Origin of the sequence: Pseudomonas fluorescens, assembly GCF_004683905.1 — a bacterium.
In the GTDB taxonomy this organism is placed as follows: domain Bacteria; phylum Pseudomonadota; class Gammaproteobacteria; order Pseudomonadales; family Pseudomonadaceae; genus Aquipseudomonas; species Aquipseudomonas putida_A.
In genome coordinates this window covers 3419205-3442946 of record NZ_CP038438.1, presented here as the reverse complement: position 1 = coordinate 3442946, position 23742 = coordinate 3419205, and the positions used below count along the sequence as shown (strand labels likewise).

20 protein-coding genes and 1 pseudogene are annotated in these 23742 nt (G+C 62.5%); 17 read left to right on the top strand and 4 right to left on the bottom strand.

Going from position 1 to position 23742, the window contains the following annotated elements:
• The 7 genes from E4T63_RS15670 to E4T63_RS15635 all read left to right on the top strand — a co-directional run bounded on the left by E4T63_RS15670 (position 1) and on the right by E4T63_RS15635 (position 6763).
• Entirely contained in the window at positions 1-1731 is a 1731-nt protein-coding gene (locus E4T63_RS15670) for a fumarate reductase/succinate dehydrogenase flavoprotein subunit (RefSeq protein WP_098964231.1), read from the top strand.
• Positions 1732-1756: 25 nt separating this feature from the next.
• Entirely contained in the window at positions 1757-2002 is a 246-nt protein-coding gene (locus E4T63_RS15665; RefSeq protein WP_003225615.1) for a 4Fe-4S dicluster domain-containing protein, read from the top strand.
• Positions 2003-2205: 203 nt separating this feature from the next.
• A complete protein-coding gene (locus E4T63_RS15655; RefSeq protein ID WP_209318215.1) occupies positions 2206-3630 on the top strand; it encodes an ABC transporter substrate-binding protein in 1425 nt (474 codons plus the stop codon).
• Between the two features lie 268 nt (positions 3631-3898).
• Positions 3899-4681, top strand: a complete 783-nt coding sequence (locus E4T63_RS15650) for an ABC transporter permease (RefSeq protein WP_135295948.1) — start codon at positions 3899-3901, stop codon at positions 4679-4681.
• Positions 4681-5529 carry an ABC transporter ATP-binding protein gene (locus E4T63_RS15645; protein WP_135295947.1) on the top strand — a complete coding sequence of 283 codons (849 nt, stop codon included), beginning with the start codon at positions 4681-4683 and terminating at the stop codon, positions 5527-5529. The genes E4T63_RS15650 and E4T63_RS15645 overlap by 1 nt, the downstream gene beginning before the upstream one ends.
• On the top strand, positions 5526-6488 hold the full coding sequence (locus E4T63_RS15640; protein WP_135295946.1) for a HEAT repeat domain-containing protein: 963 nt from the start codon (positions 5526-5528) through the stop codon (positions 6486-6488). The genes E4T63_RS15645 and E4T63_RS15640 overlap by 4 nt, the downstream gene beginning before the upstream one ends.
• Positions 6485-6763 carry a DUF971 domain-containing protein gene (locus E4T63_RS15635; RefSeq protein WP_135295945.1) on the top strand — a complete coding sequence of 93 codons (279 nt, stop codon included), beginning with the start codon at positions 6485-6487 and terminating at the stop codon, positions 6761-6763. The genes E4T63_RS15640 and E4T63_RS15635 overlap by 4 nt, the downstream gene beginning before the upstream one ends.
• Before the next feature lie 127 nt (positions 6764-6890).
• Here the strand turns inward: E4T63_RS15635 and E4T63_RS15625 are convergent, their stop codons facing one another.
• The 3 genes from E4T63_RS15625 to E4T63_RS15610 all read right to left on the bottom strand — a co-directional run bounded on the left by E4T63_RS15625 (position 6891) and on the right by E4T63_RS15610 (position 11438).
• Positions 6891-8549 carry a phosphoethanolamine transferase gene (locus E4T63_RS15625; RefSeq protein ID WP_135295943.1) on the bottom strand — a complete coding sequence of 553 codons (1659 nt, stop codon included), beginning with the start codon at positions 8547-8549 and terminating at the stop codon, positions 6891-6893.
• 225 nt (positions 8550-8774) lie between these two features.
• Positions 8775-9512, bottom strand: a complete 738-nt coding sequence (locus E4T63_RS15615; RefSeq protein WP_135295942.1) for a TorF family putative porin — start codon at positions 9510-9512, stop codon at positions 8775-8777.
• Between the two features lie 183 nt (positions 9513-9695).
• On the bottom strand, positions 9696-11438 hold the full coding sequence (locus E4T63_RS15610; protein ID WP_135295941.1) for an amidohydrolase: 1743 nt from the start codon (positions 11436-11438) through the stop codon (positions 9696-9698).
• Between the two features lie 103 nt (positions 11439-11541).
• Here E4T63_RS15610 and E4T63_RS15605 point away from each other — a divergent pair, with 103 nt between their 5' ends.
• The 8 genes from E4T63_RS15605 to E4T63_RS15570 all read left to right on the top strand — a co-directional run bounded on the left by E4T63_RS15605 (position 11542) and on the right by E4T63_RS15570 (position 20311).
• Entirely contained in the window at positions 11542-12459 is a 918-nt protein-coding gene (locus E4T63_RS15605; RefSeq protein WP_098964222.1) for a LysR family transcriptional regulator, read from the top strand.
• A gap of 108 nt (positions 12460-12567) precedes the next feature.
• Positions 12568-13185: a transcriptional repressor LexA gene (gene lexA, locus E4T63_RS15600; RefSeq protein ID WP_135295940.1), complete on the top strand. Its 618-nt coding sequence runs from the start codon at positions 12568-12570 to the stop codon at positions 13183-13185.
• The gene (gene imuA / locus E4T63_RS15595) at positions 13185-13802 is read left to right on the top strand and encodes a translesion DNA synthesis-associated protein ImuA (protein WP_098964220.1); all 618 of its coding nucleotides are present in this window, start codon (positions 13185-13187) and stop codon (positions 13800-13802) included. Before lexA ends, imuA begins: the two co-directional genes overlap by 1 nt.
• A gap of 7 nt (positions 13803-13809) precedes the next feature.
• Positions 13810-15225 (top strand): Y-family DNA polymerase, encoded by a 1416-nt coding sequence (locus E4T63_RS15590; RefSeq protein ID WP_135295939.1) that lies wholly within the window; start codon positions 13810-13812, stop codon positions 15223-15225.
• Positions 15201-18299, top strand: a complete 3099-nt coding sequence (locus tag E4T63_RS15585; RefSeq protein WP_209318214.1) for an error-prone DNA polymerase — start codon at positions 15201-15203, stop codon at positions 18297-18299. The genes E4T63_RS15590 and E4T63_RS15585 overlap by 25 nt, the downstream gene beginning before the upstream one ends.
• Before the next feature lie 272 nt (positions 18300-18571).
• On the top strand, positions 18572-19258 hold the full coding sequence (locus tag E4T63_RS15580; protein WP_167797100.1) for a CsgG/HfaB family protein: 687 nt from the start codon (positions 18572-18574) through the stop codon (positions 19256-19258).
• A 28-nt stretch (positions 19259-19286) separates the two neighbouring features.
• The gene (locus tag E4T63_RS15575; protein ID WP_003225593.1) at positions 19287-19655 is read left to right on the top strand and encodes a DUF4810 domain-containing protein; all 369 of its coding nucleotides are present in this window, start codon (positions 19287-19289) and stop codon (positions 19653-19655) included.
• Positions 19652-20311 carry a DUF799 domain-containing protein gene (locus E4T63_RS15570; RefSeq protein WP_134786548.1) on the top strand — a complete coding sequence of 220 codons (660 nt, stop codon included), beginning with the start codon at positions 19652-19654 and terminating at the stop codon, positions 20309-20311. Before E4T63_RS15575 ends, E4T63_RS15570 begins: the two co-directional genes overlap by 4 nt.
• 150 nt (positions 20312-20461) lie before the next feature.
• Here the strand turns inward: E4T63_RS15570 and E4T63_RS28710 are convergent.
• Positions 20462-20539: pseudogene (locus E4T63_RS28710) on the bottom strand (flavin reductase family protein); the annotation flags it as partial.
• 122 nt (positions 20540-20661) lie between these two features.
• Here E4T63_RS28710 and E4T63_RS15560 point away from each other — a divergent pair.
• Both E4T63_RS15560 and E4T63_RS15555 read left to right on the top strand, forming a co-directional pair.
• Entirely contained in the window at positions 20662-21351 is a 690-nt protein-coding gene (locus E4T63_RS15560; protein ID WP_027613675.1) for a GntR family transcriptional regulator, read from the top strand.
• A 133-nt stretch (positions 21352-21484) separates the two neighbouring features.
• Positions 21485-23596, top strand: a complete 2112-nt coding sequence (locus E4T63_RS15555) for a hybrid sensor histidine kinase/response regulator (RefSeq protein WP_135295937.1) — start codon at positions 21485-21487, stop codon at positions 23594-23596.
• The last annotated feature ends 146 nt before the right edge of the window (positions 23597-23742 follow it).

The following is a 23742-nucleotide window of genomic DNA, read 5'->3' as shown; positions in this document are numbered from 1 at the left end:
ATGACCCGCAAGACCTTGGAACAGGAATACGACATCGTCGTGATCGGCGGCGGCACTGCCGGCCCGATGGCGGCGATCAAGGCCAAAGAGAAGAACCGCGACTTGCGCGTGCTGCTGGTGGACAAGGCCAACGTCAAACGCAGCGGCGCGATCAGCATGGGCATGGACGGCCTGAACAACGCGATCATCCCCGGGCACTCGACGCCGGAGCAGTACACCAAGGAAATCACCATCGCCAACGACGGCATCGTCAATCAGGCGGCGGTGTACGCCTATGCCACTCATAGCTTCGAGACCATCGAGCAACTGGATCGCTGGGGCGTGAAGTTCGAGAAGGACGAGACCGGCGATTACGCGGTGAAAAAAGTCCACCACATGGGCGCCTACGTGCTGCCGATGCCGGAAGGGCACGACATCAAGAAAGTCCTTTACCGGCAGTTGAAACGCGCGCGGGTGAGCATCACCAACCGGCTGGTCTGCACCCGTTTGCTCACCGACGAGGAGGGCGCGGTCAACGGGGTGATGGGCTTCGATTGCCGCAGCGCTGACTTCCATGTGATCAAGGCCAAAGCGGTGATCCTCGCGTGCGGCGCGGCCGGTCGCCTCGGTCTGCCGTCCTCGGGTTACCTGATGGGCACCTATGAAAATCCGACCAACGCCGGCGACGGCTACGCCATGGCCTATCACGCCGGGGCCGAGCTGGCCAACCTCGAATGCTTCCAGATCAACCCGTTGATCAAGGACTACAACGGCCCGGCCTGCGCCTATGTGACCGGCCCGCTCGGCGGCTACACCGCCAACAACAAGGGCGAACGCTTCATCGAGTGCGACTACTGGAGCGGGCAGATGATGTGGGAGTTCCACCAGGAACTGGAAAGCGGCAATGGCCCGGTGTTTCTCAAACTCGATCACCTGGCCGAGGAAACCATCCAGAACATCGAAGAGATCTTGCACAGTAACGAGCGCCCGAGTCGTGGTCAGTTCCACGCCAATCGCGGCACTGATTACCGCACGCAAATGGTCGAGATGCACATCTCGGAGATCGGCTTTTGCAGCGGCCATTCGGCGTCCGGGGTGTGGGTCAACGAGCGGGCCGAGACCTCGGTGAAAGGCTTGTACTCGGCGGGTGACATGGCCGCTGTGCCGCACAACTACATGCTCGGCGCGTTCACCTACGGCTGGTTCGCCGGGCACAACGCGGCGGATTTTGTCGCCGGGCGCGAGTTCTCGACGCTGGATGCCGCGCAGATCGAGAAAGAACAAGCGCGGGTCTACGCGCCGCTGGATCGCGAACAGGGTCTGCCGCCGGCACAGGTCGAGTACAAGCTGCGGCGCTTCGTCAACGACTACCTGCAACCGCCGAAAGTGACCAAAAAAATGCAGATCGGCTTGCAGCGTTTCAGCGACATCGAACGCGACCTCGATCAGATGAAGGCCAACAACGCCCACGAACTGATGCGCGCGATGGAAACCAGCGTGATCCGCGATTGCGCGGAAATGGCTGCGCGCGCCTCGCTGTTCCGCGCCGAGAGCCGCTGGGGCCTGTACCACTACCGCGTCGATCACCCGCAGCGTGACGACGCTGAATGGTTCTGCCATTGCCACCTGAGGAAGGGCGAAGACGGCCGGATGACCAGTTTCAAGAAACCCGTCGAGCCTTACATCCTCCCGCTCGATGCCGAAGAAATGCAGGCCTATGACCGTTTGCGGGTGGGCGCTTTTGCCGCTTGATGCATCACCAGAGAGAGTCCGAACCATGGCCTATCAAGCCCAGGAAATCTTCTTCCGCTCCAACGCCCCGGTCACTGTGGACGAGGACAAATGCATCGCCGAGAAGGGCTGCACCGTGTGCGTCGACGTCTGCCCGATGGACCTGCTGGCGATCAACCCGGCCACACAGAAGGCCTACATGGCGTTCGATGAATGCTGGTACTGCATGCCGTGTGAGAAGGATTGTCCGACTGGCGCCGTCAAAGTCGACATCCCTTATTTACTGCGCTGAACCCTTTCCCCTGTAGGAGTGAGCCTGCTCGCGATAGCGGTGTGTCAGACAACACATCGACATCCAATACACCGCTATCGCGAGCAGGCTCACTCCTACAGAGATCTACGACACCCTAAAGCTACCCGGAAACCCCGGACGCTAATTTACAGACCCCCTCGTTTCCCACCGCGCTGATCGCGGCGGAGACGAACATCCAATAAATGATTCGAGGGGAAACACTCATGTTGCGTGCAGCAATCGCCGGTCTGGTACTGGCTTCATTGACCCTGTCGGCCTCGGCCGAAACCATCCGCATCGCCATCGGCACCCAGGACACCACCATCAATTGCGCCGCCGGCGGCCTGTTGATTCGTGAACTCGGCCTGCTCGACAAATACCTGCCGCACGACGGCGCCTACAAAGACGCGAAATACGATGTGCAGTGGAAGAACTTCACCAGCGGTGCGCCGCTGACCAACGAGATGGTCGCCGGCAAACTCGACTTCGGCGCCATGGCCGATTTCCCCGGCGCGTTCAACGGGGTGGCGTTCGAAACGGCCGGCAAGCACAGCCTGTTCATCAGCGTGCTGTCGGGCAGCATCAAGGGCAGCGGCAACGGCATCGTGGTGCCGAGCGCGTCCGGGGTGCAGGCGCTGAGTGAGCTCAAGGGCAAGACCATCTCGGTGCCATTCGCCTCGACCGCCCACGGCATGCTGCTGCGCGCGGTGGCGGAGCAGGGATGGGATCCGCTCAAGGATGTGAACATCATCGCCCAGCCACCGGAAGTCGCAGGCTCTGCATTGCAGGCCGGCAAAATCGACGCTCACGCCGATTTCGTGCCGTTCGCCGAACTGTTCCCCAGCCGTGGTTTCGCCCGCAAGATTTACGACGGCGCCCAGGCCAATGCACCGACTTTTCACGGTGCACTGGTGGATCAGGCCTACGCGAAACAGTACCCGGAAATCGTCGTCGCTTACCTGCGGGCGAGCATCGAGGCCAATCAGTTGCTGGCTGCTGAGCCTGAGAAGTACAGCGAGCTGATCGCCAAGGTCACCGGCGTCGATGCCGAGGTCAACTACCTGTTCCACGGCCCGCTCGGCGTGCAGACCCGCGACCTGAGCTGGAAGCCGGAATACCGTCAGGCGGTGGGCACGGCGATCGACACCCTGAAGCTGTTGAAAAAGGCTGATCGGGGCCTCGACCTCAACACCTTCATCGATGATCAGTACATCCGCGCAGCGTTCAAGGCCTCGAACCTGGACTACAGCGCGCAGCTTGCGAACTACGCGCAGACGCCGTTGAAAGCCGTGGATACGGCCAGCGGCAAAGCCATCACCGACTTCAGCCACATCGCCGAAATTTGGGTGCGCGGCGAAGACAAAGTACGCCAGTACGCCTCCGCCGAATCGGCCTTCACCGCGTTGGCCGCGCTGAAGCAGGAAGGCAAAAACATCCGCGCGGTGTATGCGCAGGCCAGTGACAGCGGGATCAAATTGCTCGCCGATCGGGCGTGGTTCGCCAGTGACGCCAAGGGGCGGTTGAGTGCGTTCCTGCTCAAGGGCCAGGCGCAGCAGTTCGCGGCGGCGCGGGGTGGCAAGGTCTTCGACTTTACCGATGCCACGACCCAGGCCGTGGCTGCCCGCTAATTGAAGATCAAAAACTCACCCTCACCCTAGCCCTCTCCCGGAGGGAGAGGGGACCGAACGAGGTGTTTGCGGGAGCTAAGCCGACCTGAAATATCGAGCCGAACTCAGTTTTTGAAAATCATGAATATCTGCTCGCTATCGAGCCGAACCGAGATTTTGAAAGGCTTGAAGATCTGCTCCCTTTCCCCCTCGCCCCCCTGGGGGAGAGGGCTGGGGTGAGGGGGGCGATCTCAGCCATCACACCGCTCCAAACATGGAAACCCGATTCATGAAAATCCCAAAACCCCGCTGGATCACCAGAGCAACCTCCATAGCGCTCTGCCTGCTGTTCTGGCAACTCGCCGCGAGCCACCACTGGAACCTCGGCCTGGTCACCTTCGCCAACGTGCCCACCCCGTTGGCGGTGATCGAAGCGGCGTTGGGTCTGGGCGATTCCGGCAAGCTGCTGCAACACCTGACCGCCAGTCTCAGCCGGGTCTTCGCCGGTTACCTCGCGGCACTGGTGATCGGCATCGCTCTGGGCTTGGCCATCGGCCGCTCGAAATGGGCCGAAGACCTGCTGCTGCCACCGCTGGAAGTGCTGCGGCCGATTCCGGCGGTGGCGTGGATTCCGTTGGCGATCCTGATGTTCCCGTCGTCGGAGCTGTCGATGGTCTTCATCACCTTCACCGGTGCGCTGTTCCCGATCCTGCTCAACACCGTGCACGGCGTCGAAGGCGTTGATCCACGGCTGATCGCCTCGGCGAAAAGCCTCGGGGCAGGGCGCCGGGCGATTTTGCTTGAAGTGATTTTGCCCGGCGCCGCGCCGAGCATCATCACCGGCCTCGCCATCGGTATGGGCACCTCGTGGTTCTGTCTGGTGACCGCCGAGATGATCTCCGGCCAGTTCGGCATCGGTTACTACACCTGGGAGTCCTACACCATTCAGAACTACGCCGACATTGTCGTTGGCATGCTGCTGATCGGTGTGCTGGGCATGGGCAGCAGTCTGCTGATCAAGCGCCTGGGCGGGCTGTTCACGCCCTGGCATCGACCACGAGGGAAAGCCTGATGAGCGCAATGCAAACCCCGGAAGGGCGGATCGATATTCGCCAGTTGTCGATCGTTCTCGGCGAAGGCCAACACGCTTTCGAGGCCGTGCAGGGGCTGGATTGCCAGATCGAACCGGGCCAGTTCGTGTGCATTCTCGGCCCGTCCGGTTGCGGCAAGTCGACCTTGCTCGGCGCACTCGCCGGACACTTGAACGCCCATACCGGCAGCCTCAAAGTCGATGGCGGCGAGGTGTCCGGGCCGTCGCCACAACGCGGCATGGTGTTCCAGCATCACACGCTGTTTCCGTGGCGCACGGTGCGCGACAACGTCGCTTTCGGCCTGAAGATGCGCGGCATCGGCAAAACCGAGCGCCATCGCGCCGCTGATGAAATGCTCAAACTGGTGGGCCTCGACGGTTTTGCCGAGCGCTGGCCCGATCAGCTCTCCGGCGGCATGCAGCAACGGGTGGAGATTGCTCGGGTGCTGGTCAACCGTCCGCGTCTGCTGCTGATGGACGAACCGTTCGGCGCGCTGGATGCCTTGACCCGCCTGAACATGCAAGAACTGCTGCTGGACATCTGGACGCGGATTCGCACCACCGTGGTGTTCGTCACCCACGACATCGACGAGGCGCTGTTCCTCGCTGATCGCTTGCTGGTGATGAGCGCGCGTCCGGGGCGAATCATCGAAGACCTGCGCCTGGATTTCCCACGCCCGCGCACTTCTGAACTGGTCACCAGCACCGAATTCTCCCGCCTCAAGCGCCATTGTCTCGACCTGCTGCGCCACGACAACTCCCGCCCGCTGCCGCGCCTCAACCCGCTCGGCCTGCCTCCCGAAAACCCCTTGCCGCGATTTGCCCTATGACCTCATTTTTTGCTGTGACCGATAACGACGACATCCTCGCCCTGCAACCGCGTCTGACCGCTGACGATGCCGGTGTGCGACGCATTGCCCTGATTGATTTGGCGGATCTGGAAGAACCGGACGGCCTGCTGTGGCTGGTCGAAAGACTGAGCGAAGATCCGGCCGAAGAAGTCCGCGCCGAAGCTGCGCGGCTGCTGGAAGCGTGGGAGGACGAACCGGTCGTTGCTGCGCTGTGCCAGGCGCTGACCGATCCATCTGCGGCAGTGCAGGCCGCCGCCGCGCAAAGTCTGAGCCTGCTCAAGAGTGAGGCGGCAGGCCGGGTGATTCTGCCGTGGACCGATCATGCTGAGGTCAGTGTGCGAATCGCCGCGTTTCGGGCTCTGCGCGAGTTGCGTTTTGCCGATGCCGCACCAGCGGCTATCACCGCATTGAGCGATGCCGATGCCAATGTGCGCCGCGAAGCCGTCGGTGTGCTCGGCTGGCTCAAGCAGCTCGACGCATTGCCGGCTCTGGCGCGTCTGGCCAGCGCCGACCCGGACACCGAAGTGCGCCGCGCCGCCACCGGCGCCCTCGGTCTGGCGTCCGGCGCCGACGTGCTGCCAGCCTTGCGTCAAGCGCTGCAGGACGATGCCTGGCAAGTGCGCGAAGAAGCGGCCACGACGCTGGGCAAAGTCGGACACAGCGACGCCGGGCCGGCGTTGATCGCAGCCCTCGGCGATGACTATTGGCAAGTGCGCCTGCGCGCCACCCGAAGCCTCGGTCGCCTGCGTTTTGCACCGGCGCTGGATGCCTTGATCGAAACCCTCGGCCATCGCATCAGCAACCTGCGCAAGGAAGCTGCGCTGGCCCTCGGTGAGTTGCATGATCGCGGCGCGGTGGCGGCGTTGCAGGCGGCGCAGGATGACGGCGATCCGGAAGTGCGCAAAGCGGTGCGGATTGCCTTGAGTCAGTTGCAATGAACCCGCTGTCAGTCGGCAATTCGCAGAGCCAGCGGACGCTGCGCCTGAGCTGGCCGGACGGCCGCGAATCGCTGTTCAATCACGCCGAACTGCGCCGCCAGTGCCCGTGCTCGCAGTGCCGCGCGTTTCGCCTGAAAGGTGTGACTCCGCTGGTGGATGAGCGTGTTCGCCTGATTGAGATCAACCCGCAGGGCTACGGCGTGCAACTGGTGTTCAGCGACGGCCATCAACGCGGGATCTACCCGTGGGACTATTTGGCACAACTCGATTCTTGATGTGCCACAGCCCCTTGTAGGAGTGAGCCTGCTCGCGATAGCGGTGTATCAGCCGACATCATTGTTGAATGACACACCGCTATCGCGAGCAGGCTCACTCCTACAAGGGTATAGGTGCAACTCCGGGTTACTGCCCAGCCGTCATGGCTGGCCGGCACCCGCGAAACACATCCAGCCCCGGCTGATACAGCGCGGTCTTCACCTCGAACAAGCCCAGCACCGAATGGAACAGGTTGTCATGGCTCAGGTCCGGCTGCCCGGTCTTGCCTTGCAGGCAATCGCGATCAATCCCCAGTTGCGCCAGAGTGTTGCTGCCAAACCACATCACCATCGGCACATGCGTCTGCGCTTCCGGCGCCAACGCATAGGGCGCGGCGTGCAGGTACAGGCCGTTTTCACCCAGCGATTCGCCGTGGTCGGAGACATACAGCATCGAGGTATCCAGCGTGTCCTGATTACGCTTGAGCAACTCGATGACCTTGGCGAGGAAGTGGTCGGTGTAGAGGATCGTGTTGTCGTACACGTTCACCAGTTCATCACGGCTGCAACTGCCCAACTGGTTGGTGTGGCAGATCGGCTTGAAGCGTTCGAGCGCTTGCGGATAACGCTCGTAGTATTCCGGGCCATGGCTGCCGTCGGCGTGCAACACGATGATCGCGTGGCCCTTGAGGCTGTCGATGTAGCTTTGCAGGTCGGCCAGCAGCGCCTCATCGAGGCAGTTGTTGCCGTCGCAGAACGGCCCCGGCTGGTTCTTCGCGATGTCGCGGTGCGGCACGCGCAGGCAGGTGCCTTTGCAGTCGCTGTTGTTGTCCAGCCACAGCACCTGCACACCGGCGCGTTGCAGGATATCCAGCAGGCCTTCGTAGGTTTTGCCTTTCTTGTCGCTGTAGTCCTCACGCGGGAACATCGAGAACATGCACGGCACCGAAACTGCCGTGGACGTGCCACAGGAGTGCACCTGGGTGAAGTTGAGGATGTCCAGTTTGCTCAGCTCGGGATTGGTCTCGCGCGCATAGCCGTTCAGCGAAAAGTGATCGGCGCGGGCGGTTTCGCCGACCACAAATACCATCAGCGATTTCTTCTCGCGGCTGGCGGCTTTGGCGCTCATCACCGCGTCTTCACCGATAGCCTGCACCACAAAGTGCTTTTTGATGCCCAGGCGCTGCTTGGTGTATTTGCTGATGGCGTAAATGTAGTTGGTCGGGTTGATGAAGTGGGTGAGCTTGTCTTCTTCGCGGAAGATCGGCGCATAGGTCGAATAGAACGCGCCCACCGAGGCGCCGATCACCAGCACGCAAGCGACAATCACCAGCAGCTTGTTGAGCAGGCCGCGAAAGAACGGCCGATAACGCACCGGCCAGCGCCAGATCAACACCGCCGGCAGCACGCCGAGCAGCAACACGTAAGCCAGCAGCTTGCCGTTGAACAGCGCAGCGGCTTCGCCCGGGTTGGTTTCGAAGACGTTCTGGATCATCACCGTGTCGATGGTGATCCCGTATTCGTTCATGAAATACGCAGCGCAGGCCGAGAGCAGGGCCACCACAGTCAGCGCCGGTTTCAGCGTCCAGCGAAATGACACCAGGGTCAGCAGCAGGGTGATCGCCGCCCACAGGAACAGGCCGAACGAAGCGAAAAACGCCAGTTTGTGTGCACCTTGCAGGGTGATCAGCGTACCCAGCGCCTTCCAGGTCGCCAGGTTGTACAGCGCCACCAGTGCCAGGGAAAACAGCAACACCAGCCGGGTGGAAGTGATGGACGGTAAACGCAGTCCTTTGCCCAAAGCCATTACAGACATTCCTCTAGCAGAATAGAAAACACACGCGGTTACGCGCGTAACTGTAGAAGAACATTGGTAAAAAATTTGTAAACATCTCGTAACAAACAATCAGGTCAACGCAAAACCCTGTAGGAGTGAGCCTGCTCGCGATAGCGGTGGGTCGGCCGACATCGTTGTTGAATGCCACACCGCCATCGCGAGCAGGCTCACTCCTACAATGGGTACTTTGGTGGGTCAGAAGGATTTGCTCAGGCTGGCGACCACCGTTGCGGTGCACACATCCTTGAATCCCCAGTTACTCAGGCACTGGCTCTGCGACAGATCGGTATCGATATAGCTCAGGCCCAACACCACCCCGGCCAGGTTGTGGGTCAGCTTGACCTCCCACTCCCGATAACTGTCCTCGCCATGCCCGGACGCCGAGTACAGGTGCGGGTCCTTGAAGTCCATGTTGCCGTAACGCAGTTTCAGCCCGGAATCGAACGGCAACTCGGTTTCATAACCGACATAGGTGTAGAGCGAGCTCTGCTTGCTGTCGATTCCCGGCGCATCGCTGGAGTAATACGCCGCCAGCTTCACCCCGTAGACACCGAGAATCCCGTAGACCTCGCTCTGGTTGAACTGGCTTTCCTTGGGATAGGCGTACTTGAGATAACCCAGATCAAGGCTGACATCCTCGGTGGCCTGCCACAGCCAGCCGGCGTAGTAATCGACTTCCTGCCGGGTTTTCAGGCCACCGCCGAAGTCGACGTTGGAACTCCAGGCACCCACGTACAGGCCGCTGCTATGGGCCAGGGTCAGACCGGCCTGCACGGCCGGGTCATTTTGGGTTTGCGAGATGCCGCGGGTGCGGTAGTCGCTGGCCAGGGTCAGGTCGACCAGCACGGCGAAATCGTCGTTCAGGGGGATCGCGTAGCTGCTGAGGGGCAGCAAACTGGAAAAACCGAGGGCGAACAGGGGCAAGGCTTTCATGTGAAGTCCCGGTGTTGTGATTGTTATGGGGGCTGGAAAAAGCAGTGGAAATGCTTGGGTAGGGTGAAAGTCCCTGTGGGAGCGGGCTTGCTCGCGAAGACGGTGGGTCAGGTATCGAAATGTTTGCTGACCGGACGCCTTCGGGAGCAAGCCCCCTCCCACAAAAGCGAGGGGGGCCTGTTGTTATGGGGTGGCGGTGTAGACCTGGCGGCCAGCGAACCAGGTTTGCAGCACCTGGGTGTCATGCAGCGCCTTGTTGTCGACGCTGAACACGTCGCGATCGACCATGATGAAGTCCGCCTGCTTGCCCGGCGTCAGCGAGCCAATCTGCTTCTCCAGGCCAATCGTGCGCGCCGCGTTGAGGGTATAGGCGTAAAACATGCTTTCGCGATCCAGACGCTCGTCGGCATTCAGCACGCCCAGCGGGCCGACGCGGGTGATGGCCTGGGCCATGGCGTTGAACGGGTTGGGCGACGACACCGGCCAGTCGCTGGCACCGGCAATCGTCGCGCCCTGTTTCAGCAGCGAGTGCGCCGGGTATTGATAGCGAAAGGCGAGGGCGCTGACGTAGGGCTTGATCATGTCGGTGGTGTAGTCATCGGCACTGGCCCACAGCAATTGCATCGAGGCGATCACGTTCAGCGGCTTGAAGCGGGCGAACTCTTTCGGGTTGACCATCTGCAGGTGCGTGATCGAGTGAGTGATGCCGCTCTGCCGATCCTTGCGCGCGCGCTCGATACCGTTCAGCGATTCACGCACCGCGCGGTCGCCGATGGCATGGATGTGCACCAGCCAGCCGCGCTGGTCGATGGCGCTGACCAGTTCACCGAAATGCTCTGGATCGATCAGCAGCTCGCCCTGTTTGTGCGAATTGCTGTATGGGTCGATCATCGCCGCGCTCTGCGCCGGGTACTCGATCACGCCGTCGGCGAAGATCTTGACCCCGGGCAGGGTCAGGTTGGGGATGCCCTGAAACTGCTGGCGCACCTTATCCAGCGTGTCGAGGTCGGCGGGCAGGCTTTTCGGGTTGGCCACCAGCAGCGCGGCGACGTGCACGCTCATGCCGCCGCTTTCCGACAGCGCTTTGTAGGCCGGCAGCACGCCGACGGTTTTCTCAGTGGGTTTGAGGGCGAAGACCGGTTCGCCCGGTGCGGCGTTGGCGGCGGGGTCCATCCACGCGGTGATGCCGAGGCTGTTGTTGAAACGCACCGCGGATTTGGCCGCGGTGAGCATATCGGCCGGGCTCGGCACCGGCATTTTCGCGGCCACCCGGTCCCAACCGGCATCGACCAGAAAACCGTTGGGCTCGCCGCTGGCCAGTGCGCCGATCGTGTCTTGTTCCGCAGCGGGCAGGGTCTTGAGCAACGCCGCGTCGATGCCGGCGCGCTTGAGCATCACGTTGTTGGCCCACGCGGTGTGGTGATCGCTGCCGGTGAACACCACCGGCACGTCAGCCCATTCGCCGTGGTTGAAGGTCTTGCCCAGCGCTTCGGCCTGCGCCCAGTACGCCGAACTCATGCCGGCAATGCTCAGCACATCGCCATGTCTGGCCTTGCCGTCGTCACGCCAGGTGCGCAGGCGCTGTTCCAGTTCGTCGAGGGCGACGACTTCGTCTTCCATGTTGGCCGAGACCATTTCCAGACCGCCGAAAATCGCGTGGGAATGGCTGTCGATCAAGCCTGGCATCAGCGTCTTGCCGCCGAGGTCGATCACCTGCGTGCCGGGTTCGATCAGCGCCTTGATCTGCGCATCGCTGCCGACTTTCAGCACCTTGCCGTTTTCCACGGCCAGCGCCTGCACCTTCGGTTGCGAGCGGTCGGCGGTGAAAATCATGCCGTTGACCAGTACCAGATCGGTGGCGGCCATGGCTTCCATCGAGGCAAAACTTACAGCGCTCACCAACAGACTCGGGATGAATCTTTTCATTGAAGATTTCCTTGTTATTGCGTCTGATGGCCAGATTAGTGGCTGACACTGGCCGACAGAACGCCTCCCTCACGAAAAACGTTTTTGCCTGAATGGAAAAAGCATGGACAAGCTGGGTGCACTGAAAATGTTCGTGGTTACCGCGCAACTCGGCAGTTTCAGCCGCGCGGCGGAGCAACTGGGCAAGACCCCATCGGCCCTGACCAAAGCGGTCAATCATCTGGAGTCGGAACTTGGCGCGCGGCTGTTCGAACGCAGTACGCGGCGGATTCTGCTCACCGAAATCGGCCGGGTTTATCTGGAAACCGCGCGACTGGTGTTGCAGCGACTGGAGGAGGCCAGCGAGGAAATCGAGCAGTTGCAGCACGGTCTGCGCGGCAGCCTGAAAATCACCGCACCGCTGGCGTACGGGCGGGCGTTTCTCGATCAGGTGTGCGACGGCTTTTTGCAGCAATACCCGCAGATCAGCCTGCAAGTGGACCTGTGCGACGCGTTCGTCAATCTGCTGGAAAGCGGCTATGACCTGGCCTTGCGCGAGGGCCATGACGACCTGCCGGGGCTGATCGCCCGGGTGGTCGGCAGCAATCGCCTGGCCTTGTGCGGCAGCCCGGACTATCTGGCGCGCAAGGGTTTGCCGGTGAATCCGCAAACCCTTGAGCAGCATGAATGGCTGCTGTATCAGCACCCGTTGCTCAGTCGCGAGTTCTGGTGGGCCGAGCGCGATGGCCAGCGGCTGAGCCTGCCACAGCCGACGGCGCCGCGCTTGCGCAGCGACAATTACGACCTGTTGCTGGCCAGTGCTTTGGCCGGACGCGGCTTGCTGCACACACCGCTGTGGAGCGCCGCACCGTACATTGCCGACGGGCGTCTGGTGCGGGTCATGGCTGACTATGAAATCGACCCGGACAGCTTCGGCCCGCACATTCTCGCGGTGTACCCGAGCCATCGACGGGCCACGGCCAAGGTCGTCGCCTTCATAGATTACATCTCGGCATTTCTGGCCGAGCGCGGATTGAACTGACACCCGTTCCCTGTAGGAGCTGCCGAAGGCTGCGATCTTGTGATTTTTGTGGATCGCCAGCGCAGGCCGACTGGCGGTGCTTGTCAGTAAAATCCCACAGGAGTACAAATGTACTCCATGACAAACCTGACTCCCCGCCGTACCGCCATCCTGACCTTTATCCGCGAACGCATCGCCGAACACGGTCAGTCCCCAAGCCTCGCTGAAATCAGCGAGGCTTTTGGTTTTGCCTCGCGCAGCGTGGCGCGCAAGCATGTGCTGGCGCTCACCGAAGCCGGGTATATCGAGGTCAACCCGCACCAGGCCCGGGGCATTCGCCTGCTCGGGCAACCCGCGCGGCCGGAGCTGCTGGACATTCCGGTGCTCGGCCGGGTGGCTGCCGGTGCACCGATCGGCGCCGATGCCGACATCCATAACCGCTTGATGCTTGATCCCGCGCTGTTCTCCCGTGCGCCCGACTACATGTTGCGGGTGCAGGGCGACTCGATGATCGAGGACTGCATTCTCGACGGTGATCTGGTGGGAGTGAAGCGTAATCCCGAGGCGCTCAACGGCCAGATCGTGGTGGCGCGACTCGATGGTGAGGTGACGATCAAACGCTTCGAGCGTGTCGGCGCTACGGTGCGCCTGCTGCCGCGCAACCCGGCGTACCAGCCGATTGTCGTGCGCGATGATCAGGACCTGGCCATCGAAGGGGTGTTCTGCGGTCTGGTGAGGCAAGGCTGATGGGCGCCGTCGTTGCACTCGATACGCTGTTCAATGGCGGCCAGGTCTGGAAGGGCCGGCCTGCGCCACCGGCGGCCAGCCCGCAACCCACCGGGCATGCCGCGCTGGATGCAGCACTGCCCAGCGGTGGCTGGCCGGAAGCGGCGCTGAGCGAAATCCTCCTGGCCGGCCCCGGGGTTGGCGAGTTGCAACTGGTGTGGCCGACGCTGGCGCGGATGTCGGCGGCGGGCGAGCGCATCGTGCTGGTGGCGCCACCGTTCGTGCCGTACCCGCAGGCGTGGGCGAACGCCGGTGTCGATCTGCGCCAGTTGTCGGTGATTCAGGCCAGCGAACGCGATGCCTTGTGGGCGGCGGAACAATGCCTGCGTTCCGGCAGTTGCGGCGCGGTGCTGTGCTGGCCGTACAAGGCCGATGACCGTGCGTTGCGGCGTTTGCAGGTAGCGGCAGAAACCGGCCAGACCCTGGCGTTTGCCTGGCGCCCGCTGAGCGAGGCGATCAACCCGTCGCCGGCCGCGTTGCGTATTGCCATCGACGCAAGACCGGCCCAGTTGCGCGTGCTCAAGTGCCGTGGCGGACTGGCGCGCACGGCGCCGATTGCGTTTGCCGTGGGGCACTGAGGTCGTCATGCGCTGGGTGTGTATTCTGTTCCCGCAATTGGCCCTCGACGCCGTGCTGCGTCAGCGTGCCGATCCTGCTGAGCCGTTGGTGCTGCTCAGTGGCCCGGCCCAGCGCCGGGTGCTGCAAGCGGTGAATGCAGCGGCGCGCCAGCTCGGCTTGCGCGCCGGCCAGTCGATGACCGCCGCGCAGGCCCTAAGCAAAGGCTTTGCCACCGCCGATTACGACCTCGCCGAGGTCGAGCACTGGCAGCAGTTTCTCGCCGCGTGGGCCTATCGTTTCAGCGCGCAGGTCAGCGTGCATTATCCGCGTACCGTGGTGTTCGAGATCGAGTCGAGCCTGGGCCTGTTCGGCTCCTGGGCGCAGTTCGAAGCGCGGCTGCGCAAGGAGCTGACCGAGCTGGGTTTCCGCCATCGCATCGTCGCCGCACCGAATCCGGTGGCGGCGCGGGTGCTGGCCAACGCCTACGACGGCCTCGTAGTACCGGACGGTGAGGCCCTGCAGCATCACCTCGGAAAGTTGCCCGTCGACCGTGTCGGGCTGGAGCCGCAGGTCGCCACCGCGCTGACGCGCATGGGTCTGCGCAATCTGAACCAACTGCAGAGCCTGCCGCGTCAGGCCCTGGCCCGGCGCTTCGAAGCGTCGATGCTCAAGCATCTCGACACGTTGTTCGGCGCACGGCCGCTGGCCTTGGCGTTCTATCTGCCGCCGGATCGTTTCGATGTGCGCATCGAACTCAATTTCGACGTGCAATCCCATCAGGCGCTGCTGTTTCCGTTACGCCGCTTGACCGCTGACCTGTCGGCATTCCTCTGCGGACGTGACAGCGGCGTGCAACGTTTCGACCTGCATCTGGAGCACGCCGGGCTGCCGGACACGCTGATCAAGGTCGGCCTGCTCAGCGCCGAGCGCGACCCGGCGATGCTCTTCGAACTGGCCCGTGGGCGACTGGAACAAGTCCAGGTCGAGGCCCCGGTGCGCGGCTTTCGCCTGCGCGCCGAAGACCTGCCGAGTTTCGTGCCGCAGTTTCAGGAACTGTTCGATGATCGTCCGCAACAAACTTTGCCCTGGGAGCAATTGCGCGAACGCCTGCGCGCACGGCTCGGTGATGAGGCGGTGCAGGGCCTGCGCTTTCAGGCCGACCACCGACCGGAATGTGCGTGGCAGAACGGCGTCGACAAGCAGCTTTGCAGCGGTTTGCCGAGCGTGCAGCGCCCGGGCTGGCTGCTCGGCGAACCGCAGAGTGTGCCGGAAGGTTCGGCGCGGATTCTCATGGGCCCGGAGCGCATCGAGTCCGGCTGGTGGGACGGTGACGACGTGCGCCGCGATTACTACCTGATCCAGAACCGCGCCGGTCAGCAGGGCTGGGCCTATCGAGCCGTGGGCGAGGGCGGGCCGTTGTGGCTGCAAGGCTGGTTTGCATGAACCACGGTTATGCCGAACTGCATTGCCTGTCGAACTTCAGTTTCCAGCGCGGTGCCTCCAGTGCCCTTGAGCTGTTTCAGCGGGCGAAAAAACATGGTTATCAGGCGCTGGCGATCACCGACGAGTGCACCCTGGCCGGGATCGTCCGGGCCTGGCAAGCGGCGAAATCGGTGGAGCTGCCGCTGATCATCGGCAGCGAAATCCGCATCGATAACGGCCCGAAACTGCTGCTGTTGGTGGAGAACCTGGCGGGCTATCAGGCCTTGTGCGGCTTGATTACTCAGGCCCGGCGGCGTACACAGAAGGGCCAGTACCAGGTGCTGCGCGAGGACTTCAACGAGCCGTTGCCGGGATTGTTCACCGTGTGGGTGCCGGACAGCGTTAATGATGTCGAGGAGGGCCGCTGGCTGAAACAGACTTTCGGCGAGCGCCTGTATCTGGCGGTACAGCTACATCGCGGGCAGGACGATCAGCGGCGGCTGGCGGCACTGCTGAGTCTGGCCGAGCAACTGCAGATCGCCGCCGTGGCCAGCGGCGACGTGCACATGCACGCCCGTGGGCGGCGCGCCCTGCAGGACACCATGACCGCGATCCGCCATCACGTCCCGGTGGCCGAGGCCGGATTGCGCCTGCACCCCAACGGCGAGCGGCATCTACGCAGCCTCGAGGTGTTGCGCGAGCTGTACCCGCCGGCGTTGCTCGACGCCTCGGTGCAACTGGCCCGGCGCTGCACTTTCGAGCTGGGCGAGTTGCGCTATGAGTATCCGAAAGAACTGGTACCGGAGGGGCATTCCGGTAGTTCCTGGTTGCGCCAACTGACCGAAAAAGGCATTGCCTGGCGCTGGCCGAAAGGGCCGCAGGCCAAGGTGCTCAAGCAAATCGACGATGAGCTGCGACTGATCGCCGAACTCGGCTACGAAAGCTACTTCCTCACCGTGCACGACGTAGTAAGTTTCGCCCGCAAGCAAAAAATCCTCTGTCAGGGCCGGGGTTCGGCGGCCAACTCGGCGGTGTGTTTTGCCCTGGGCATCACCGAGATCGATCCGGACCGCACCACGCTGCTGTTCGAGCGTTTCATGTCGAAAGAGCGCAACGAGCCGCCGGACATCGACGTCGATTTCGAGCACGAACGTCGCGAAGAAGTCCTGCAATACGTGTTTCGCCGTTATGGCCGGCGGCGTGCGGCGTTGACGGCGGTGGTCAGCACTTACCACGCTGCCGGTGCGGTGCGCGACGTAGCCAAGGCCCTTGGGCTACCGCCGGATCAGATCAATGCACTGGCCGATTGCTGCGGCCACTGGAGCGACGAAACACCGCCGCTGGCGCGCTTGCTCGAAGGCGGTTTCGACCCCGACAGCCCGGTGCTGCGTCGGGTGCTGAGCCTGACCGGGCAACTGATCGGCTTCCCCCGACACCTGTCGCAGCATCCCGGCGGTTTCGTGATTTCCGAACAGCCGTTGGACACGCTGGTGCCGGTGGAGAATGCTGCCATGGCCGAGCGCACGATCATTCAATGGGACAAGGACGACCTCGATGCGGTCGGGCTGCTCAAGGTCGATATCCTCGCCCTCGGCATGCTCAGTGCCATCCGTCGCTGCTTCGATCTGCTGCGTCGTCATCGCCATCTCGATCTGAGCCTGGCGACGATTCCGCCTGAAGACAAACCGACCTACGAGATGATCAGCCGCGCCGACACCATCGGTGTATTTCAGATCGAATCGCGGGCGCAGATGTCGATGTTGCCGCGCCTGAAACCGGCGAAGTTCTACGATCTGGTGATCGAGGTGGCGATCGTCCGCCCGGGGCCGATTCAGGGCGGGATGGTTCATCCGTACCTGCGCCGACGCAACAAGGAAGAGCCGACAACCTATCCCTCGCCGGAACTGGAAGTGGTGCTCAAACGCACCCTCGGCGTGCCGCTGTTTCAGGAACAGGTGATGCAGATCGCCATCGTCGCCGCCGACTACAGTCCCGGCGAGGCCGATCAGTTGCGTCGCTCGATGGCCGCGTGGAAACGCCATGGAGGCTTGGAGCCGCACAAGGAACGCCTCGCCGCCGGCATGAAGAAAAACGGCTACACCGAGGAATTCGCCGCGCAGATCTTCGAGCAGATCAAGGGTTTCGGCAGCTATGGTTTTCCCGAGTCCCACGCCGCCAGTTTTGCCTTGCTGACTTACGCCAGTTGCTGGCTCAAGTGTCACGAACCGGCGGCGTTCGCTTGCGCGTTGATCAACAGTTGGCCGATGGGCTTCTACAGCCCGGATCAGATCCTTCAGGACGCCCGTCGCCATCAGTTGCAGATCCGTCCGGTGGACGTGCGTGCCAGCGACTGGGATTGCAGTCTGGAACCGATCAGCGGCGCGCAACCGGCGATTCGCATGGGCCTGCGGATGATCAAGGGTTTTCGCGAGGACGACGCCCGGCGCATCGAAGCGGCGCGGGCGCGGGGGGCGTTTGCCGATGTCGCCGATCTGGGCGAACGGGCCGCGCTCGACAGTCGGGCCCAGGCGTTGCTCGCGGATGCCGGGGCGTTGCGTGGCATGGCCGGGCATCGGCACCGCGCGCGCTGGGAAGTGGCCGGGGTGCAGAAACAGCTGGGCCTGTTTGCCGGCTTGCCGAGCCAGGAAGAAGCCGATGTGCTGCTGCCCAAACCGAGTGTCGGTGAGGACCTGCAGGCCGATTACGCGACCATCGGCACCACGCTGGGGCCGCATCCGCTGGCGCTGCTGCGTGGTGAACTGAAGGCGCGGCGTTGTCGCAGCTCTCAGGAGTTGCTGGACGTCGAGCACGGCCGGCCGGTGAGCATCGCCGGGCTGGTCACCGGGCGGCAGCGACCGGGCACTGCCAGCGGCGTGACTTTCGTCACCCTCGAAGACGAGTTCGGCAACGTCAACGTGGTGGTCTGGCGCGATCTGGCTGAGCGTCAGCGTCAGGTGCTGGTCGGTTCGCAATTGCTCAAGGTCGATGGCCGCTGGGAGCGGGAGGGCGAAGTTCGACACCTGATCGCCGGGCGATTGAGCGATCTGACTCCGCTGCTCGACGGCATCCGCGTGCAGAGCCGCGACTTTCACTAAACCCCAGAACACCACATATCCCCCCTGTGGGAGCGGGCTTGCTCGCGAAGACGGTGTGTCAGTCAGCACAGATGTCTCTGACAGAACGCCTTCGCGAGCAAGCCCGCTCCCACAGGGGGGATTTGTGTGTGTCCAAACAAGCCAATCCATTGGCGTCAAAAATCTCTGTCACCAATGGTGGCACTTTGTCATAATGCCGGCCCTTTTCCGCTCCCCACTGCCTTGCCGTGCCGGGACACACCGTTTTTTTTCAGAAGGAATGCACAGTGAGAATGATCTCCCGGATGTTGGTCTCAGGCGTTGCGATTGCCGTGCTCGGCACCCTCGCCGGCTCCCTTGCCGGGTGCGCCACCGAAAGCTCCCGCGCACTGCCGGTGGCCAAGGTCGAGAGCGCCACGCAAGTCTGGACCGGTGCTCGCGTGCCGATGGCGGTGGGCAAGTTCGATAACCGCTCCAGCTACATGCGCGGGATCTTCTCCGATGGTGTTGATCGTCTCGGCGGCCAGGCCAAGACCATCCTGATCACTCACTTGCAGCAGACCAACCGCTTCTCGGTACTGGATCGCGACAACATGGGCGAGATCCAGCAGGAAGCGGCGATCAAGGGCCAGGCCCAGCGCCTCAAGGGTGCCGATTACGTGGTCACCGGTGACGTCACCGAGTTCGGCCGCAAGGAAACCGGCGACCACCAGCTGTTCGGCATTCTCGGCCGTGGCAAGACCCAGGTCGCCTACGCCAAGGTCAACCTGAACATCGTCAATATCAGCACCTCCGAAGTGGTGTATTCGACTCAGGGCGCCGGTGAATACGCCTTGTCCAACCGCGAAATCATCGGCTTTGGCGGCACTGCTGCGTACGACTCCACCCTCAACGGCAAAGTCCTCGATCTGGCCATGCGCGAGGCGATCAATCGTCTGGTCGATGGCATGAACGCCGGTGCCTGGAAACCGGGTAACTGATCGACACCCATTGCAAGGAGCAACACCCATGAATCTGACTTTGTCGCGGTCGCTGCTGGCCCTGACGCTGGCCGCCAGCGCCTTGCTGGCCGGTTGCAGCAGCCCGAAAACCCTGTACCAGTGGGAAGACTACCAACCGCAGGTCTATGAATACTTCAAAGGCGAAGAGCCGAAAGAAGCCCAGGCCGAAGTGCTGGAGCGCGACCTGCAGAAGATCCGCTCCACCGGCAAGGCGGTGCCGCCGGGCTACCACGCGCACCTGGGCCTGCTGTACCTGAGCATGGGCAAGGACGATCAGATGGTGCAGCAGTTCCGCACCGAGAAAGCGCTGTTCCCCGAGTCCGGCCCGTACATGGATTTTCTGCTTAAAAACGCCAAGACCGGAGACGCCAAATGATCTCGCGCACCCTGAAACTGCTGGCCGCCGGTTTGGCCCTGACCGTGCTCGGTGGCTGCGTCGCGCCGAAAACCGTGGATTACTCGGCGTACAAACAGGCACGGCCGAAGACCATTCTGGTGCTGCCGCCGCTGAACACCTCGCCGGACGTCAAGGCTTCCTACAGCTTGCTGTCGCAGGTGACGTTCCCATTGGCCGAGGCCGGTTACTACGTGCTGCCGATCACCCTGGTGGACGAAACCTTCCGCCAGAACGGCCTGACCACCCCGGATGACATTCATCAGGCGCCGGCCAACAAGCTCAAGGAAATCTTCGGCGCCGACGCTGCGCTGTACATCACCGTGACCGAGTACGGTACGCGCTACATGGTGATCAGCAGCGAAACCGCGGTAACCGCCACCGCCAAGCTGGTCGATCTGAAATCCGGCACCACGCTGTGGACCGGTTCGGCACGGGCGTCGAGCGAAGAGGGCGGCAACAACAGTGGTGGCGGCCTGGTCGGCATGCTGATCACTGCCGCGGTGAAGCAGGTGATCAACAGTTCGACCGACGCCGGATACCCGATTGCCGGGGTGGCGAGCAATCGCCTGTTGTCGGCCGGTCAGCGCGCAGGCCTGTTGTACGGCCCGCGTTCGCCGAAATACGGTACGGACTAAAAATTACCGGCACGCCTGAAATCTCCTGTGGGAGCGGGCTTGCTCGCGAATGCGGTGGGTCAGTCGCCAAATGTTTTACTGACCCGGCGCATTCGCGAGCAAGCCCGCTCCCACAAGGGGAAGGCGTTTCGCAGCCGATTTATTTGGCGTCGGCCAAAACCGCTCGCCACCGCCCGCTGCTTCCGTCCACGTTTGCAATGAGCGGGTCGGCAAATCGAAGTCATCCCGCCCTAATCGTATCCAGACCCTGCATCAGGAGGCCGAAGGCGATATCCTGCGCCACACTTATCTGCGCAAACGGCGAATAACGCTGCAACACCGTGTTTGCCCGAGGCTAAAGGAGTGTTCGAATGACCGAGAAGAAACTGGAAACCACGGTCGACCGCGTCTACCAAGGGGTTTACCAGGCGATCAGCAAGCGTTCGCTGCGTCCGGGGATGAAGCTGGGCGAAGCGTCCCTGGCCGAACTGTTCAATGTCAGCCGCACGTCGGTACGCGCCGCGCTCAAGCAACTGGAAGCCGAGGGGCTGGTCACCACCGAGCCGAATAAAGGTGCATCGGTGTCGCTGCCGAGCAACGAAGAGATCCGCTCGCTGTTCGAAACCCGGCGGCTGATCGAAATCGGCATGGTCACTGAACTCTGTCGGCGCAAGGACACCGCCGCCATGCAGGTCTTGCGCGAGCACCTGCTACTGGAGGACGCAGCCCACGCGGCAGGCGATCACGAGCAACTGATTTACCTGCTCGGCGAGTTCCACCTCAAACTGGCGCGCAGCCTCAACAACCCGGTGCTGCTCGACTGGTTCCAGAAGCTGATTTCCCGCGCCTCGCTGTATGTCGCTGCACTGGATGACGACAGCCATGAAGCCTGCCGTGACAACGAACATCTGCGCCTGATCGAATACATCGAGGCGGGCGACCAGAGCGCCGCCATCGAACTGACCTGCACGCATTTGAACGGCATCGAGAAGGCGATTCTCGACGTCGCGGCGAAGATGAAAACTGGCTACCATCCGCTCAAGCACCTGATCGGGGTCTGATCCGGGCCTGCTCTGAAATCGGCTATACCTCTAATGAAACCATTACGGCCGATGAGGCTCGAAACAGACGGGCGTCGCGGCGTTCTGCCGTCGCGATGTATCGGGCAAACACCACAGGACACCGAGTCAATCGATGCAGTTTTTATCCGATAGCCACGGTTGTGAAGGCTGGAAAGGCGAGATGGCCGAACGCATTTGCGCGTTCGACTGGCGCCTCACCGAACTCGGCCCGCTCGACACCTGGCCTGCCAGCTTGTGCAGCACCGTGCAATTAATGCTGGCCTCGCCCTTGCCGATGGTCATGCTCTGGGGCCATGCCGGCTACATGATCTACAACGACGCCTACTCGCAGTTTGCCGGTGGCCGCCACCCCTATCTGTTGGGGGTGCCGGTGGAGCTGGGCTGGCCGGAAGTCGCCGAGTTCAACCGGCATGTGGTCGACACCTGTCTGGCGGGCGGCACCTTGTCCTACCGCAACAAGGAGCTGGTGTTGTTGCGCGATGGCGTGCCCGAAGATGTCTGGATGGATCTGTATTACAGCCCGGTGGCCAACGATGATGGGGTGCCTTCCGGAGTGATGGCGATGGTGGTCGAGACCACCGAGTTGGTGCGCTCCGAGCGACTGCGTCAGGCGGCAGAAGACGCTTATCGGGCCGACAACGAACGGGTGCGTCTGGCGCTGAATGCCGGGGCCTTGCTTGGCTCGTTCGTCTGGGACGTGAAGAACAATGTGCTGTCGGCCGACGAGCGTTTCGCCCGGACCTTTTGCTATCCGCCGGATCAGGACCTGAGCAACCTGCCGCAATCCGTCAATGAGTCGCGGATCCACCCGGACGACCTGGCGTGGGTGCATGATCGGGTCAGTCATTCGCTGCAGACCGGTGAGCCGTACAACGCCGAATACCGCGTGTTGCGGGCCGACGGCAGCTATATGTGGGTGCTTGCCAGTGGCGCCTGCGAGTTTGACGAGCAAGGCGCGCCGCTCCGTTTCCCCGGGGTGTTGATCGACATCCATGAACGCAAGATCGCCGAAGAATCCCTGCTCAAATTCACGCGCAACCTGGAGCAGCGGGTGGCCAGTGAAGTGGATGCCCGGCTGGCGGCGGAAGAGCAACTGCGCCAGTCGCAGAAGCTTGAAGCCATCGGCGGACTGACCGGCGGCGTGGCCCACGACTTCAACAACCTGCTGCAGGTAATTGCCGGCAACCTGCATTTGCTGGCGCGGCATGAGCCGGACAATGCCAACGTGCAACGCCGGGTCAGCGCCTCGCTGGCAGCGGTCGAGCGCGGCGCCAAGCTGTCGTCGCAACTGCTCGCTTTTGCCCGGCGCCAGCCGTTGTCACCGGCGGTGTGCGATCCGCGGCAGATCTTCGACGGCGTCGGAGAATTGCTACAGCGCGCGTTGGGCGAAACCATTCAGATCGACGTGCAATTGCCGCAGGACCCGTGGCATATCAACGTCGACCGCAATCAACTGGAAAACGCCATTCTCAATCTGGCGATCAACGCCCGCGATGCGATGAAAGGCGAGGGCACGATTGGTCTCAGTGCCATTAATACTCGGCTGGACAGCACTTTTTGCGCGGGCAAAGGCATCGTCGCCGGCGATTTCGTGCGGGTGGTGGTCAGCGATACCGGCGTCGGCATCGCGCCGCAAATGCTCGAGCAGGTGTTCGAGCCATTCTTCACCACCAAGGCCGACGGCCAGGGCACCGGGCTTGGTCTGAGCATGGTGTTCGGCTTCGTCAAACAGAGTGGTGGCCACGTCGAGATCGACAGCACCGTGGGCGAAGGCACGCGGGTGCAACTGTACTTTCCGCGCAGCCTGCGTCCGGTTCTCGATGAGACGCCGAGCGTCGACCTGCAACAGGGCGGCGGCCACGAAACCATTCTGGTGGTTGAAGACAACGACGCGGTGCGCGCCTCGGCAGTGGAATTGCTGCGCGAGGAAGGCTACCGCGTACTGACTGCGAGCAATGGCGACGTGGCAATGCAGTTGCTGCTGGACGGCGCGCAAGTGGATCTGATTTTCACCGACGTGGTGATGCCGGGGCTGATCAAAAGCTCTGATCTGGCGGCGTGGGCCAAGGTGCAGACACCACCGGTGGCGGTGCTGTTCACCTCCGGCCACACCCGCGACATCATTTCGCGCAACCACCAGTTGAGCCCGGACACGCACTTGCTCGGCAAACCGTATGGCCCGGAGGCGTTGTTGCAGATGATTCGCTCGGTGCTCAGTGCCTGATTCCCTGTGGCGAGGGGATTCATCCCCGATGGAGTGCGCAGCACTCCCCAGCACTCCCCAGCATTTTCCCAGCTATATGGAATTTGCAGTAACTGCGCCGGCTGCGCCGCCGATCGGGGATAAATCCCCTCACCACAGGGTTCAAC